Here is a 12,652-nt window from a genome sequence, read left to right on the forward strand (position 1 = left end):
GCGTTACCCCGCATTGCTTTGGGCCACTCGGGCTTCCCATTCGCTCGAAGAACGGGAGACTTTGCTTTGGCTGCATTCAAGCATCTGAGCCAAGCTTTCCTGTCGGATGCCGAGATCTGCATGCAGGATGGCACCAATGAAACTGGTCTCGTCCTTTACCAGCAGATAGCCTGGCTCCAGATCATCTGAACCAAGTCCCAGCCTTGGTAGGATGGCTTTAGTGGCCTTTGTTACGGTCGCGGGTGAGACTTCGTCCCCCGAAAGCGCGAGGTTTCTTCTCAGGCTATCTGCGAATGTCCTCAGATCCGAGCCCGAGCGCGAGCCCGCAACGAAGCTCAGCATCTTGAGCACGTCATCGTTTAACTTGAGCGATGCAAGGAAGGTGCGCAACATGAGGAGACGTGTCTGCGCATCCGGGAGTCCGATATGGATGTGGTTCTCGAACCGCCGCCAAACGGCTGGATCGAGCAGACCGTCGTGATTGGTGATGGCAATCGTTAGCCCACGGTCGGCGCGCGCATCGAGATTTTGCAGGAGCGTATTCACCACTCGCTTTAACTCGCCTACTTCGTGCGGGTCGTCGCGCATCTTCGCCAAGGCATCGAACTCATCAAGCACGAGCATGCAACGATAGCGGTTCGCGAACTCGAAGAGATTCGCGATGTTCCGGGCGGTGGTGCCAAGGAACGAACTGACAAGCCCATCAATCCGGGCGTTGACCACGGGCAACCGCAACCGAGCTGCCAGCATAAATGCGGTCAGGGTCTTCCCGGTGCCGGGAGGACCATAGAACAGGCAAGACCGGGATGGTTCCACGCCCATTGCTTGCAATGCGGACGTGCGCTCCCACTCGGAAATAAGTCCTGCCAAGGCAAGGTGAAGGGTCTCGTTGTAGATCGGCTCGGGTTTACCAAGTCCGGGCTCGAGGACGATCTCGGCAAGCGGAACGCTCGTTTCTCTGTCAACGGGGGCCTGCACATTAGCGGTCAGCTCGTCACCGGATACTAGGCTGCGTGAGACCTCGACGATGCTGGGCGCAAGTGAAGCCTCGCCGGAAACACTGTTGAGCAAGCCGCCAAGCACATCAGCGTCGCGCTCATCGCCCGCCTTTTTCAGACGGTCGCGCAGACGCTCGACTTGACGACGGAACCGGGCATCTCCCTGTTCAAGCCCAACACGGCAGAGACTTTGGATCGCTGAAAAATGCTCCATTCCACTCTCAAATCTTTTTTACCGGCCGATTTATTCTCTAAAGCCATATATTATGCGTCTTGGCAACCTCTAAATGCGATGATTGGGGCAATTTATGCAAGGAGCAAGAGGCGCGAAAGGCACGGCGTGTGACCCTAAGTCCCCATTAAAACGGCGGGGCTCCCACCCTCTCCGCTTCGCACCTGCAGTGTCTCCTGCGAAGTCGGTTATTCGGTATCGGATCGACACCCCTGCGGGCAGTGCCCGCAGCTTCGGCCTGACGGCCGGGAGGGAAGGGGGGTGGGAAGAGAGTGATCGAACAAGGGGTTCGATCGCAATCGATCCACCTAGGAGAACGTCCATGAACATCGGTGAAATCCGCAAGAACGCCAACGGCCAGCTGATCGGCTCTGTCGAAACGCTCACCATCACTCGCACCATCGGCCTGCGGCCGGTGACCTCCAGCAACCCCCGCGCGCCCAAGTTCGAGATCGTCGCGCTCAACGACCAGCGCCGCTGGGTGATCGTCGGCGCGCTCTTCGAGCTCTCCTCGAACTCGACCGGCGAGAGCTTCTACCAGGGCAAGATCGACGATCCGTCGATGGCGCAGCCGCTCTACATCGCCGCTTTCCCGCGCGAGGATGGTACCATGGCGGTGGCCTGGCAGCGTCCGCGCCGTCGGAGCACCCAGCTCGGTTCGGCCGAATACGGCGAGAGCGACATGTTCCCGGCTGACGATGCCGGCGGCGACCGCAGCGAAGAACAGGCCGGTGACGGTCTGGGCGACAGCACCGCGACCCCGCCCGCCAAGCGCGGCCGGGTGGGTGCCAAGGACGGCGCCGAACACGATGGCGCGCTGCCGGCGCTCGTCGACGCCTGATCGGCTTGTCCCAACTCCAACCGGCGGGGACCCCAAGCGGGTCCCCGTCCACGTGCAAAGGCCGCGGATAAGCCCCCCGCGCGGCCTGAGGCGGAACGTCGGCACTGCCCCCCGCCCGGCGTTCCGCCTCTTCATTTGCATTGGGATACCCGGAGACCAGACATGCTGACCGACAGCGAACGCTTCGCCTTTACCACCCGGCGCCACCACGCCTTTGCCAGCACTGGCAATGCCTATGACGCGGTCCAGTGCGACGAGGCCATCCGCACCGGCGACACGCTGGTCGTGCTTGCCGAGGAGGTGGTCGGCGTCGCCATGACCTGGCCGTTTGCCGTGACGCACACGCATGGCCATCTCCATGCCCTCTCCGCGCCGCGCGAGGGTGAGACGCTCGCGGATCTCGCCCGCTCGCTCCACGTCAGCGCTGCCGACTTCGAACACGCCGCCGAGATCGCCCGGCGTTTCGGATTTCCCCTCGACCCGCAAATCGAGGCGCTGCTGGCCCGCCCGGCGGGCTGAGCAGGCGCGCGTCAGAGCGGCAGGGTCGACTGCTCAGATGAGGACGCACTCGCCGGCGCGTCGACCGCATCGGCGATCACGCGGGCGAGTTCGAGCGCGGCATCTTCGCGCAGGCAGGAGCTTGGGGCCGTGATCCCGACCCGCGCCCAGCCCGGGGCGTCCAGGATCGCATGAGCGACAGCCGACGTATCGATTCGTTCCATGCGCGCAAGAGAACATAGAGGGAACACATTTGCAAGATGGCGGGCGCTGCTGCTCGTGCCGATTGACAGGGCAGGGCGGTCCGCCGAGCATCAAGGCATGTGCAACTTGTACCGCATGACCAAGGCCCCTGCGGAAATCGCCCGGCTGTTCGGTGCGCGCGGCGGCGCAGGCGCGAACTTCGCCGCCGAGGTCTATCCGGGCTATCCCGGCCTGGTTGTTGCCGAGGGCGAGACGCAGGTGATGACCTGGGGGTTTCCGCTTGTCCTGAAGGGCAGGAACGGTCACCCGCTGAAGCCCAAGCCGGTCAACAACGCGCGCGAGGACAAGCTCGGCACTGCATTCTGGCGGCCGAGCTTTGAGCGCCGCCGCTGCCTGATCCCCGGCACCGCCTGGGCCGAGGCCGAGGGCGTCAAGGGTCAGATGACCCGGACCTGGTACTCACTGGCGGGCGAAGAGGTCTTTGCCGTTGCCGGCATTTGGCGCCCGACCGAGGAGTGGGGCGCAGCCTATTCGATGGTCATGGTGGATGGCAGCGCGCAGATGGCCGACGTACACGACCGCATGCCCGTCGTCCTCGCCCGAGAAGACTGGGAGCAGTGGCTCGCGGGCACATCCGCCGAAGCCTTCGCGCTGTGCCAGACCTGTTCCAATGAACTCGTCGTCGATCGCACGGCCGAGCGCTGGGGGGCAGGGAGGTCCGCGGCGACGTCAGGCTGAGGGGAGGGGGGCTTCGCCGGTCGGATCAGACCCAAGCGAAAGGACCCAAGCCTATGGGCGACCGAGCCCCCGTCCACATCACCATCGGCGGCGCACTGCCGCGCGAACATCTCGAAGCCTTCGCCGCGCACGCGGCCGACTATGACCTGCGCACCGAGTGGGATGGCGAACCGTTCGATCCTGCGGCACTGCCCGGCGGCGAGCCGCTCGAGCTCTATGGCACCGAGCTTAATGGCGGACAAATCCCCGCGATCGATGCCTTCTGCGCCGACCATGGCCTGCCGTTCCGCCGCTGGTCGGGTGGGGGCCTCGGCGCCTTCCTCCCCGAAATTGTCCTGTTCGATGGGCAAGGGCCGATGCGCGACTACACCGCGAGTGAAGACGAATACGTCCTCTTCCCGCCATCATGGATCAACGGCTTCACCCGGCTGCGCGATCTCAAACGCGAGATGGGCCGCGCCGAGCTGACCATCCCGGCCTTCGTGGTGACAGGAGGTGCGAGCGATGACGGTAGCTGATGCCTCCCTGCTGGCCTCCTCACGCGAAGCCGTGCTCGCAAGTTTTCCGCTCTCGCGGGTGAGCGAGGCCTTTTTCGACGAGATGCTCGGCGTCCTGCCGCCAGCGCATATCGCCGGCGTGCCGGGCTTCTTCGTCACCGAGGCGGTGTGCGACGACGTCCACGCCCAGTTCGTCGCTGCGGGCAGCCGCTTCTACGGCGGCTATGTTGGGCTGAGGGACCGTGCGGGTCTCATCACCCATGCGCGCATCGCCGAATTCGAGCCTGCCCATCCGCACGCGGCGGAACTCGCCTGGTATCCGGACGGCCTCGAGGGGGCCGCGTCATGAGCCGGCACCGGATTCTCGAACTCGGCGCAGGTCCCGCCGACGAGCGCTGCGCGCAGCTTGGGATATGCGCGGACTTCGCCGCGGCCAACACGCTCGAACTGCTCGCCTACAAGGCCGCGATCATTGCCCTCAACGCCGAGCCGCCCCTGCCGCTCGGCTTCGCCCTCGTCGCCAATGTTCATGATTTCGGGACATACCAGACCTTGTGGCTGGTTTCGGCGGAACTGCCCTTGCCCGAAGACGCGCAGGTCTGGATCGACGACCTTGTGGAACCGGTTACCTGGATCGCGGCGGGATTTCCGCAGCCGGTGACCTACGAGGGCTCGCGCGCAGTCATGCGCCCATTCCGCGAGGTTATCGCCGCCGCGCTCCAGATCACCCGACCGGGCGCCGACGGTAGCTTCTTTCCCGTTGAGAACGCGGTGCTCCACCGCAATCTGCTCGCCGCCTACGGTCCAGCCACGGTCGCTGCGGCTGACAGCGGGTAAGGGGAGGGGGCTGGAGCTGGGCGTTCCTAAAGGGAGTCCAAGCCCATGCCTCGCTTCTATGCCGGGATCGGTGCGCGCTCCACGCCGCCCGTGATCCTCAGCCTGATGACCCGCGCCGCCTTCGCGCTCACCAAGCGCGGCTATGTCCTGCGCTCGGGCCACGCGATCGGCGCCGACAGCGCGTTCGAACGCGGGGCAGGCCGCGATGCGCAGATCTTTCTGCCGGAGGCGGGCTGGCGTGGTTCGGCAAGCGAATTCCATCCCGACACGCTCGGTGACGAGCTCTGGGGCAGGGCGCGTGCCATCGCGGCGGTGCACCATCCGGCCTTCGCCGGGCTCTCGGCCTTCGTCCAGGCGCTCCACACCCGCAACGTGTTCCAGGTGCTGGGCCCCGCACTCGATCGCCCTGCGGAATTCGTGCTCTGCTGGACCGCCGACGGCGAGCCCTCGGGCGGCACCGGCCAGGCGCTGCGCATTGCCGCCAGCCACGGCGTCCCCCTCTTCAACCTCCAGAGGCCGCGGACACGCGCCCACGTCGAGCGTCACCTCGTTCTCTGATCCGTTCAATTCCGCGCGCGTCCGCCGTTCTATCCCTTGCCTTGGCAACGGGACGCGTTGGCGCGCGGCAACGCGAAAGTCCCAGCCATGTCCTCGATCACGCTCACTCTCGAACTTGCCTGCACCCGCGAGGAAGCCGCGCGCTTTGCCGCGGTCGAACTGTTCCTCGCCGAGGTGGCTGAGAACGCTGAGGCTCAGCCGCCCGCCGAGCTCGAGGCGGTCTTCGGGGCTCGGCCACGCGAGACGATCCTCGGCCTTGCCGGGCACCCGCAGCCGCTCGGGTTCACCTGCCGGTACGATCGGGACAAGGGCGTGATGACGCTCGCCGTGATCGACGGCAAACCAAACCTCGCCGCGCTCCCGGTGCTGCTGCTCTGGCTCTATCCCGAGAAGCTCCCCATCGCCTACTCGGTCCACGTGACCGAGCGGCCCGAGCTCGCGGTCTGGACGATCGTCGGCCTCAACCGCATCGAGATCACCCAACACGAGGGCGAGGTCGCGGCGCGGCTCGAAGCCCTGCGCGCGGCTAGCGACACGCCCCGGCGTCTCGATCTGCTGCCGTTGAGGCCGCTGCCTCGCGCGGGCGACTGACGCCGCTCAGGCGGCCTGCTGCGCCTGCCAGCCTCGCCGCGGCGGCCGGCTGACGCGGGCCGGGAGCGGCTCGCCTTCCTTCCACAGCAGGTGCGCGACGCCTTGCCCGGCGAGCAGGGCTTCCAATGGCTCGGCCAACTCGTTGTCGCGGTCGTGGATGTGGATGGCGCTGGCTTCCTCGCCGGTGTCCTTGAGCACCAGGCTGGCGATCGGCGTATCGTGATCGAGATTGACGCGCAGGCCCTTCACGAAGCGCCGCTTCTCGGCGACTGCCTTGCCGACGAGGTAGCGCTCGTCGCTGGTCTCGTAGGGCAGCCACTCTCTCGTCACCGGCATCAGCGCCACCTCGATGAGGTCGAAGGTGCCCTCGCGTCGGCGCGCGAACGAGCCGGCAAGAACAAGGTGGCCGCACTTGCCGTTCGGCCCATCCTGCGCCTGCCACAGCGCGAGCTCGCCCGCGAACCGCTTGTGGAAGCGCCTCGCCATGTCCTGGTCCATCACGAAGGGCATGTCGCCGACATGGCGCAAGACAATTCTTTCGGCGCCGTGCGCGGGAACGATCTCCTTGATCTCGCCGACCACCACCATCATTTCGTCGCGCGAGGCATAGACTCGGGCCAGCGCCGCGCGGCGCCGGGCCCGGATTTCTTCCTTTTCCTCGACCTTGAAGCTCTCGGGCACAAACAGCACGTGGGGCAGGGCTTCCTGCTTCGCCCGGCAACTGGCCGCCGCCTCGAGCAGCGCGCGGCGCACCACGAACCAGGTCCGCTTGCCCGCCATCTTCGGATGCCAGTGGCTGAGTTCGGCCCGGTCCCAGAGGACGTGGAGCAGCCCGCGCATCGACAGTTTCTGGCCCGACGATTTCACCGTCGGCTTGTCGTTGGTCAGCGCCGCCGGCGCGAGCCGCGCGGCTCCGCGCGAGAGCGGGAAGCCGAGCTTCAGGCTGGTCTCGCCGCTCGCCTCATCGTCGATGACCGCGCTCCCGCGCACCTGGCCCATGCCGGTGAGGTAATCGGGCGCATCGTAGTGATCGCAGGCGGTCGCATGGCGCGCGCCCGAGCCCGGCCAGCGCGCGAGCACGTAGCCATTCTGCCGGTGCGAAATGTAGAGGGGGAGTTCGTTTCCCTTGCGGCATTCGCAATGGACCGGGCTTTTGCGCTCGTAGGCTTCGCGCAGCACGTGCTGAAGTTCATCGCCTTCGACCACGCTGCGGCCGAGCACACGGTATCGCTGGATCATTGGGGTATCTCCAATTTCTCGCGATCGACGCTGCCCGTTCGACCTCTCGCGCATCTCCTTCGTTTTACGCGGCCCCGGGTGGGCTCGCGTGAGTCAGTCTATGCTGGCCTTAAGGGCGCGGCAAGGCTTGCTATGCACGGGGGTGGTGTGTGGAAAACCGCGCTCCGGCTTGGCTTGCACGGTCCGCGCTGGCATCACTGCGCGATGACGGCATCCGACCAGCAATTTCCTTGTTCGATCTCGATCTCGACCCGGTGGTCGAAGACCGCAAGAGCGCCACTACGCCTGCCGGGCGCTTCAGCAATTTCATCGTCTATGTCGACGAAAGCGGCGATCACGGCATGCAGACCGTCGATCCCAACTATCCGCTGTTCGTCCTCGCATTCTGCGTCTTCTACAAGAAGCACTACAGCGAGAAGGTCGTCCCGGCGCTCGAGAAGTTCAAGTTCAACCATTTCGGCCACGACATTGTGATCTTGCACGAGCGAGAAATTCGCAAGGAAACCGGCCCCTTCAAGTTCGCTAACGAAGCCGAGAAGCTGGGTTTCATCGATGGCCTCAGCGGTATCATCGACAAGTCGAACTTCATCCTGATCAGCTGCGTGATCGACAAGCACCGGCTCGGCGCGCGCGATGTCGAACGCGACAACCCCTATCATCTCGCCCTCGGGTTCTGCCTTGAGACGCTCTACGAGTTCCTCATCGAGAAGAACCAGAACGCCAAGAAGACCCACGTGGTCTTCGAGTGCCGCGGCAAGAAGGAGGACAAGGACCTCGAACTGGAGTTCCGCAGGATCTGCGACGGCGAGAACAAGCTGGGGGCGCCCCTGCCATTCGAGATTGTCTTTGCCGACAAGAAGGCGAACTCGTCCGGGCTCCAGCTCGCAGACCTGGTGGCGAGGCCAATCGGCATGAGTGTGTTGCGGCCGAGCCAGGACAATCGCGCCTTCGAGGTCCTGACCCGCAAGTTCTATTGCGACGGCGGGCGCGAGAATGTCGGCAGCGGCTATGAAAACTGGGGGCTCAAGGTTTTCCCGCCCCAAATAAGCGAAAAGCCCCGATGAAACTCACCGAGGCTATGACGCCGACCGGGAACCCCCAGTCCACTTGTGCTCCCTATATGCGCACTCCCGGCCAATTGACAACGGGAACATTGTGCCAACCCGCCCGAGCTGGCGCGTGGCGACCGGGCGCGTGATGGATGACCTCTTCGCTTCGCAGCCCATCGCCGGCGCAACGCTAGCGCGCAGCGACATCGAGCGTCTGATCGGCAGCGCCCCGCGCACACTCGTCGACTGCGACCTCGAGGAGGCCGACCTCTCCGGGCTCGACCTTACCCGCTGGCGCTTCGAACGCTGCAACCTGCGGCGCAGCGATCTGACGGGAGCAAAGCTTGAAGGTACGGTCTGGCAGGGCTGCCGGGGACCGTTCGCCAATTTCTCGGGCGCCAACCTCAGCGAAGCCGAGTTCGTCGGCGGCGACTGGAACAATTGTTCGATGCGCCGCGCGAGCCTGACTTCGAGCCGGTTCACCGGCTCCAAGCTTACCGGCGCCGACTTCACCGAGGCGCGCGCCATGCACATCCACTTCGAGGAAGTGCTGCTGGTCTCTGCCAAGCTGCCCGGCTTCTCGTTCCGCAAGGAGAGCCTGCGCCGGGTCGATCTGTCCGGTGCCGATCTGCGCAAGGGCGATTTTCGCATGACGGCGTTCGAGGATTGTTCGCTGCGCGAGGCGATGGTGGCGGGATCGCGCTTCGACGGCTCTGACCTGCGCGGTGCCGACCTCGGCGGGCTGCGCCTCGTCGATGCCGGGCTGTTTCGCGGGGCGACGATTTCGCGCGAGCAGGCCGGGCAATTGCTGGGCGAACTGGGGCTCAACGTCCGATAGCAGCAGGGCGGGACCGTTTGCCTCAGTCCGCGGCGCGCTCGTCCTTGTCCAAGTGCTCGCTTACGCCTTCGGCAAGGCCGAGGCACAGCGCGGCTTCCTCGCGCGTGAGCACGATCTCTTCAGCATCGAACACCGCAAGCTTCGTGCGCAGGACCTGCGCCATCGCGTGCGCCACCTGCAGGGCGCTTGGCATCATCTGTGGGTCAGTCATGGGCCGGGAACCTTTCCCTTCGGCGGCTCTGCCTGCGGCAGCGGGGCCGGACAGGTCGCGTTGGAGCGCATTCATAATGGATTTGCTGGGATGTGGCGAGGTGGAGAGGGGAAAGGGGCACCCCGGCGCCCGCGCCCCGCGCGGGCTGGGGGCAACCCGCTCTACTCGCTAGGGCGCACGTCGGCGCTGTCGCACCGCCGCCCACCCAAGCTCGCCGGCATGGATGCCAGCCCTGCGGGTGACGATCGGGGCCAGCGGGAAGATGCGGCAAGGCTGGTTGGCGCGGGCGGGCGAGGGCGCTAGGTTCCGGCCCATGCCGATTGTTCTTGCTGCCGCCGCCCTTTGCCTCGCTCCTTCCGTCCACGACGGCGACACGATCCGCTGCGGTCGCGAGCGTGTCCGCATCGCCAATATCGATGCACCTGAACTGCCTGACAGCCCCAAGTGCCAGGACCGGAGGCGGTCCTATGCCTGGTGTGACTTTGCCGCGGGCGAAGCCTCGCGCGTCGCTCTGACGCGGCTGCTGTCGCGCGGGCGGGTCATGATCACGCGGCTTGGTACTGACCCTTATGGACGAACACTTGCGACGGTCTCGGTGAACGGCTTGGACGCCGGTGACTATCTGGTCGCGCAAGGCCTCGCGAGGCCCTGGCGCTGAGCTTCCTTTTCGAGGGGGGCGAGCCTTGCCCGCCTGTGGGTGCCAGCTTGCGCATCTGACCAAGACCCTTGCCGTAGCGCATGGCGCTGGACGGAGAGGAGCTGGTTGCGGCCTCGTGTGACCCCACGCGTCTCTGACTCGCATGGAGCGGGGGCTTAGGAAGGCAATGCCTGCTGCCGCGGGCGCTGGCGGGTGAGAGCAGGGTCTGGCGAAATGGCTGAGGCTGACGGGTCTGACCTTTGCGAGGATCCGCTGGGCCTGACCTGACGAAACCGCCCTTCGTTTGCCGATGAACCCTGCAGGGCAAGTCCCTGGCCGCAACCCAAAAGCAGCGGACCGTGAAGCCCTGCGGGCTTGCCGCACCACTCCTCGCTTTTGGGTTCCCCTCACATGACGTTCGGTGCGGGCCCGGGCCTTTGGCCCTGCCTGTGGTGTTCATCGGCGGGCGGTTCCGCCGAGTTCAAGCCACGGAGATACCCATGAAGAACCTCGTCATCCTGATCGGCCGCATCACCGCCGCTCCCGAAACCCGCCACGCCGGCGAGACGGCGATCACGTCGTTCACCCTCGTCACCGACCGCCCCAGGCTGGTCGACGGCAAGACGGTCAAGAACGAGGCCGGCTACACCGAGACCCTCGCCGAGTTTCACCGCGTCACCGCCTTCAACGGCCTCGGCACCTCGGTCGCCAAGCACAAGAAGAAGGGCGACCTGGTCGAGGTGCAGGGCCGGCTGCACTACTCGAAGTGGACCGACCGCGAGGGCGTCGAACGCTACGCGGTCGAGATCGTCGCCGAGGAAGTGCTCTTCCTCTGAACCCGAGCCCGGGAGGCGGCACGGCCGCCTTCCATCGGGCTTAGGCCCCCCAAGCACGCATGCTGTCGCTGCGACGGGCGAAACACCAGTTGCGAAAAAGGCAACCCGCAGCGTCTGTTTCGCACTTGCAGCATGGTGGGTGCCGGCTCATATCGGGGGTGCCTTTTAGGCATCCTCTCCCAAAACTTTCCAAGGGGTCGGCGCAAGCCGGCCCCTTTTTTTGCCAACCGCGTCGGCAGCTGGCGCCCTTTCGGGCATGGCATCTGTGACACTCTGCCCGAGGGCAGAGTGTCACGTTGCGCTGCGCTCGTGACATGCGCAGACGGGCGCGATCATCGATCACGCTTATACGATCACGAACGTGGTTGCGGGGCAAGGGCAGCACGCTCGGCCGCACATGTCACGAGCGGGCTCCGGGCGAAGTGTCACGGGCGACAAACGACAGGGCAGGGCACAAAGGGGATTCACAGGATTCACCTTTTGTGCTCAATACTGATCGATGGAACGAGCCCAAGAAATCACTGGCGTCGGTGGGATCTACGCGGTCCTGGTCGAAGCCTCGAACCGCCCCCGCTACGCGTTTCTTGTCCTCCAGCTGGTCGCTGAGATTGCCGACAGGCGAGGCCAAGCCGGACCCTTCGTGGCGCTAGGCGGTGTGCCGGTGCTTCTGCGCGAATGGCTCTGCTCCCAGCTCTTGCCGATGAGCGAACAGCCCGCACGGCGGGCGGCGCTGCGCGCGCGCGTGGCCGCTGCGCTGAAGCACGAACTGACCGGTGACGCTGTTCGTGATGCGGTGCGCATCGAGGCCGCGGTCGAGGAGCAGGTCCAGGCGGTTGGCCGCGCCAATGTCAGCCGCGCGATTTCCGATCTGGTCCGCGCCGGGCTGATGAGCCGGCACTATGCGGGCTACGCCACCAACCACAAGAACCGCGGCGGCGGACGCCATGCGGTCTATGTGATCAAGCCGGCTGTGCTTGCGCTGCTGCGCAAGCCCGCGCCGCTGCGGCGTCAGGGCCCGGGCGCTGCCAATCCCCAGGGCGAACTCTTCGCGGCCTGAACCTTCGCACTTCGAGCATCAGGTCAGGCCTGGCGCACCCCGGCGATGCTCCTATGGCGTGGTGGCGAACTATCGCCTAGGAACCCACGATCCGTGGATTGGAAAGGTCTCGCCCGCATGGAAAACGAAGCACTGCTGGATCATGTCGCCGATATCGTGTCTGCCCATGTCAGCAACAATGCGATCGCGGCCGCGGACCTGCCGGGCCTGATCCAAGCGGTCTACGCTTCGCTTGCCGCGCTTGGACGGGCGCCGGAACCGGCTCAAGAGGAGCTGAAACCCGCCGTCTCGGTGCGTGCCTCGGTCAAGCCCGACGCAGTCACCTGCCTCGAATGCGGTGACAAGATGAAGATGCTCAAGCGCCATCTTGGGACCGAGCATGGCCTGACGCCCGCCGAGTACCGGGCGCGCTGGAGCCTGCCTGCCGATTACCCGATGGTCGCGCCCGACTATGCCGCCAAGCGCAAGGAGCTTGCGGTCAGGATCGGCCTTGGCCGCAGGCCCGGCCAGAGCCCGAAGGCTGAGGCCAATGCGACGCCCAAAACGGCACCCAAAGCGCGGCCCAAGGCCGACGCCGCGCCGGCAAAACGCAAGAAGCTCGGCGTTGCCTGCGGCTCGACAGACGCCAGCTGAGCCGCTGATTTCCTCCAAGTCTTTGATTTAATTTTACATATATCAACACCAATTCGTGTCTTGTGTCCTAGTTTCAATGGTTTGCAGGCGATAAACCTGTCCATTGTGTTTCGCTCATAATTTGGACGATCAAGGGAGTTGGAAGTGCAAGACGCCGT

The 12,652-nt window shown here is 65.3% G+C and carries 18 protein-coding genes; 14 read left to right on the top strand and 4 right to left on the bottom strand.

What is annotated here, in order from left to right:
• Nucleotides 1-3: 3 nt before the first annotated feature.
• Nucleotides 4-1,212: an AAA family ATPase gene (locus HHL27_RS21285; protein WP_169495399.1), complete on the bottom strand. Its 1,209-nt coding sequence runs from the start codon at nt 1,210-1,212 to the stop codon at nt 4-6.
• A gap of 340 nt (nt 1,213-1,552) precedes the next feature.
• Between HHL27_RS21285 and HHL27_RS21290 the strand changes: the two genes are divergently transcribed.
• Nucleotides 1,553-2,071 (top strand): DUF736 domain-containing protein, encoded by a 519-nt coding sequence (locus HHL27_RS21290; RefSeq protein WP_169495400.1) that lies wholly within the window; start codon nt 1,553-1,555, stop codon nt 2,069-2,071.
• Nucleotides 2,072-2,233: 162 nt separating this feature from the next.
• On the top strand, nt 2,234-2,590 hold the full coding sequence (locus HHL27_RS21295) for a hypothetical protein (RefSeq protein ID WP_039336887.1): 357 nt from the start codon (nt 2,234-2,236) through the stop codon (nt 2,588-2,590).
• 11 nt (nt 2,591-2,601) lie between these two features.
• On the opposite strand, the gene HHL27_RS21300 is transcribed toward HHL27_RS21295, so the two are convergent.
• Entirely contained in the window at nt 2,602-2,793 is a 192-nt protein-coding gene (locus tag HHL27_RS21300; protein WP_039336886.1) for a DUF6771 family protein, read from the bottom strand.
• 97 nt (nt 2,794-2,890) lie between these two features.
• Between HHL27_RS21300 and HHL27_RS21305 the strand changes: the two genes are divergently transcribed.
• The 6 genes from HHL27_RS21305 (at nt 2,891) to HHL27_RS21330 (ending at nt 5,994) form a co-directional block, all read left to right on the top strand.
• Complete coding sequence (locus HHL27_RS21305; RefSeq protein WP_039336885.1) at nt 2,891-3,511, top strand: SOS response-associated peptidase; 621 nt, start codon at nt 2,891-2,893, stop codon at nt 3,509-3,511.
• Between the two features lie 53 nt (nt 3,512-3,564).
• Nucleotides 3,565-4,029, top strand: coding sequence for a hypothetical protein (locus tag HHL27_RS21310; protein ID WP_039336883.1), 465 nt, complete (start codon nt 3,565-3,567; stop codon nt 4,027-4,029).
• Nucleotides 4,016-4,357 (top strand): hypothetical protein, encoded by a 342-nt coding sequence (locus tag HHL27_RS21315; RefSeq protein WP_039336882.1) that lies wholly within the window; start codon nt 4,016-4,018, stop codon nt 4,355-4,357. The genes HHL27_RS21310 and HHL27_RS21315 overlap by 14 nt, the downstream gene beginning before the upstream one ends.
• Nucleotides 4,354-4,845 (top strand): hypothetical protein, encoded by a 492-nt coding sequence (locus HHL27_RS21320; RefSeq protein WP_039336880.1) that lies wholly within the window; start codon nt 4,354-4,356, stop codon nt 4,843-4,845. The genes HHL27_RS21315 and HHL27_RS21320 overlap by 4 nt, the downstream gene beginning before the upstream one ends.
• Before the next feature lie 45 nt (nt 4,846-4,890).
• Nucleotides 4,891-5,403 carry a hypothetical protein gene (locus HHL27_RS21325; protein WP_039336877.1) on the top strand — a complete coding sequence of 171 codons (513 nt, stop codon included), beginning with the start codon at nt 4,891-4,893 and terminating at the stop codon, nt 5,401-5,403.
• An 87-nt stretch (nt 5,404-5,490) separates the two neighbouring features.
• Nucleotides 5,491-5,994: a hypothetical protein gene (locus HHL27_RS21330; RefSeq protein WP_039336874.1), complete on the top strand. Its 504-nt coding sequence runs from the start codon at nt 5,491-5,493 to the stop codon at nt 5,992-5,994.
• A 6-nt stretch (nt 5,995-6,000) separates the two neighbouring features.
• On the opposite strand, the gene HHL27_RS21335 is transcribed toward HHL27_RS21330, so the two are convergent.
• Nucleotides 6,001-7,233, bottom strand: a complete 1,233-nt coding sequence (locus HHL27_RS21335) for a DUF1173 domain-containing protein (RefSeq protein ID WP_039336873.1) — start codon at nt 7,231-7,233, stop codon at nt 6,001-6,003.
• 230 nt (nt 7,234-7,463) lie between these two features.
• Between HHL27_RS21335 and HHL27_RS21340 the strand changes: the two genes are divergently transcribed.
• Both HHL27_RS21340 and HHL27_RS21345 read left to right on the top strand, forming a co-directional pair.
• Nucleotides 7,464-8,297, top strand: a complete 834-nt coding sequence (locus tag HHL27_RS21340; RefSeq protein WP_240960205.1) for a DUF3800 domain-containing protein — start codon at nt 7,464-7,466, stop codon at nt 8,295-8,297.
• Between the two features lie 133 nt (nt 8,298-8,430).
• A complete protein-coding gene (locus HHL27_RS21345) occupies nt 8,431-9,120 on the top strand; it encodes a pentapeptide repeat-containing protein (RefSeq protein WP_169495406.1) in 690 nt (229 codons plus the stop codon).
• A 22-nt stretch (nt 9,121-9,142) separates the two neighbouring features.
• On the opposite strand, the gene HHL27_RS21350 is transcribed toward HHL27_RS21345, so the two are convergent.
• Nucleotides 9,143-9,331 (bottom strand): hypothetical protein, encoded by a 189-nt coding sequence (locus HHL27_RS21350; protein WP_169495387.1) that lies wholly within the window; start codon nt 9,329-9,331, stop codon nt 9,143-9,145.
• Between the two features lie 313 nt (nt 9,332-9,644).
• On the opposite strand from HHL27_RS21350, the gene HHL27_RS21355 reads away from it, so the two are divergent.
• The 4 genes from HHL27_RS21355 (at nt 9,645) to HHL27_RS21370 (ending at nt 12,494) form a co-directional block, all read left to right on the top strand.
• Nucleotides 9,645-9,989 (top strand): thermonuclease family protein, encoded by a 345-nt coding sequence (locus HHL27_RS21355; RefSeq protein WP_169495401.1) that lies wholly within the window; start codon nt 9,645-9,647, stop codon nt 9,987-9,989.
• A 479-nt stretch (nt 9,990-10,468) separates the two neighbouring features.
• The gene (locus HHL27_RS21360) at nt 10,469-10,804 is read left to right on the top strand and encodes a single-stranded DNA-binding protein (protein ID WP_169495402.1); all 336 of its coding nucleotides are present in this window, start codon (nt 10,469-10,471) and stop codon (nt 10,802-10,804) included.
• A 499-nt stretch (nt 10,805-11,303) separates the two neighbouring features.
• Nucleotides 11,304-11,861 carry a hypothetical protein gene (locus tag HHL27_RS21365; protein WP_169495403.1) on the top strand — a complete coding sequence of 186 codons (558 nt, stop codon included), beginning with the start codon at nt 11,304-11,306 and terminating at the stop codon, nt 11,859-11,861.
• 117 nt (nt 11,862-11,978) lie between these two features.
• Nucleotides 11,979-12,494, top strand: coding sequence for a Ros/MucR family transcriptional regulator (locus tag HHL27_RS21370; RefSeq protein ID WP_039336863.1), 516 nt, complete (start codon nt 11,979-11,981; stop codon nt 12,492-12,494).
• The last annotated feature ends 158 nt before the right edge of the window (nt 12,495-12,652 follow it).

It is taken from the genome of Novosphingobium olei (assembly GCF_012927405.1).
In the GTDB taxonomy this organism is placed as follows: domain Bacteria; phylum Pseudomonadota; class Alphaproteobacteria; order Sphingomonadales; family Sphingomonadaceae; genus Novosphingobium; species Novosphingobium olei.

Excerpts from the sequence above, each read along its gene's own strand:
- HHL27_RS21285 (WP_169495399.1), bottom strand. The coding sequence starts at position 1,212 with ATGGAGCATTTTTCAGCGATCCAAAGTCTCTGCCGTGTTGGGCTTGAA.
- HHL27_RS21290 (WP_169495400.1), top strand. The coding sequence starts at position 1,553 with ATGAACATCGGTGAAATCCGCAAGAACGCCAACGGCCAGCTGATCGGC.
- HHL27_RS21295 (WP_039336887.1), top strand. The coding sequence starts at position 2,234 with ATGCTGACCGACAGCGAACGCTTCGCCTTTACCACCCGGCGCCACCAC.
- HHL27_RS21300 (WP_039336886.1), bottom strand. The coding sequence starts at position 2,793 with ATGGAACGAATCGATACGTCGGCTGTCGCTCATGCGATCCTGGACGCC.
- HHL27_RS21305 (WP_039336885.1), top strand. The coding sequence starts at position 2,891 with ATGTGCAACTTGTACCGCATGACCAAGGCCCCTGCGGAAATCGCCCGG.
- HHL27_RS21310 (WP_039336883.1), top strand. The coding sequence starts at position 3,565 with ATGGGCGACCGAGCCCCCGTCCACATCACCATCGGCGGCGCACTGCCG.
- HHL27_RS21315 (WP_039336882.1), top strand. The coding sequence starts at position 4,016 with ATGACGGTAGCTGATGCCTCCCTGCTGGCCTCCTCACGCGAAGCCGTG.
- HHL27_RS21320 (WP_039336880.1), top strand. The coding sequence starts at position 4,354 with ATGAGCCGGCACCGGATTCTCGAACTCGGCGCAGGTCCCGCCGACGAG.
- HHL27_RS21325 (WP_039336877.1), top strand. The coding sequence starts at position 4,891 with ATGCCTCGCTTCTATGCCGGGATCGGTGCGCGCTCCACGCCGCCCGTG.
- HHL27_RS21330 (WP_039336874.1), top strand. The coding sequence starts at position 5,491 with ATGTCCTCGATCACGCTCACTCTCGAACTTGCCTGCACCCGCGAGGAA.
- HHL27_RS21335 (WP_039336873.1), bottom strand. The coding sequence starts at position 7,233 with ATGATCCAGCGATACCGTGTGCTCGGCCGCAGCGTGGTCGAAGGCGAT.
- HHL27_RS21345 (WP_169495406.1), top strand. The coding sequence starts at position 8,431 with ATGGATGACCTCTTCGCTTCGCAGCCCATCGCCGGCGCAACGCTAGCG.
- HHL27_RS21350 (WP_169495387.1), bottom strand. The coding sequence starts at position 9,331 with ATGACTGACCCACAGATGATGCCAAGCGCCCTGCAGGTGGCGCACGCG.
- HHL27_RS21355 (WP_169495401.1), top strand. The coding sequence starts at position 9,645 with ATGCCGATTGTTCTTGCTGCCGCCGCCCTTTGCCTCGCTCCTTCCGTC.
- HHL27_RS21360 (WP_169495402.1), top strand. The coding sequence starts at position 10,469 with ATGAAGAACCTCGTCATCCTGATCGGCCGCATCACCGCCGCTCCCGAA.
- HHL27_RS21365 (WP_169495403.1), top strand. The coding sequence starts at position 11,304 with ATGGAACGAGCCCAAGAAATCACTGGCGTCGGTGGGATCTACGCGGTC.
- HHL27_RS21370 (WP_039336863.1), top strand. The coding sequence starts at position 11,979 with ATGGAAAACGAAGCACTGCTGGATCATGTCGCCGATATCGTGTCTGCC.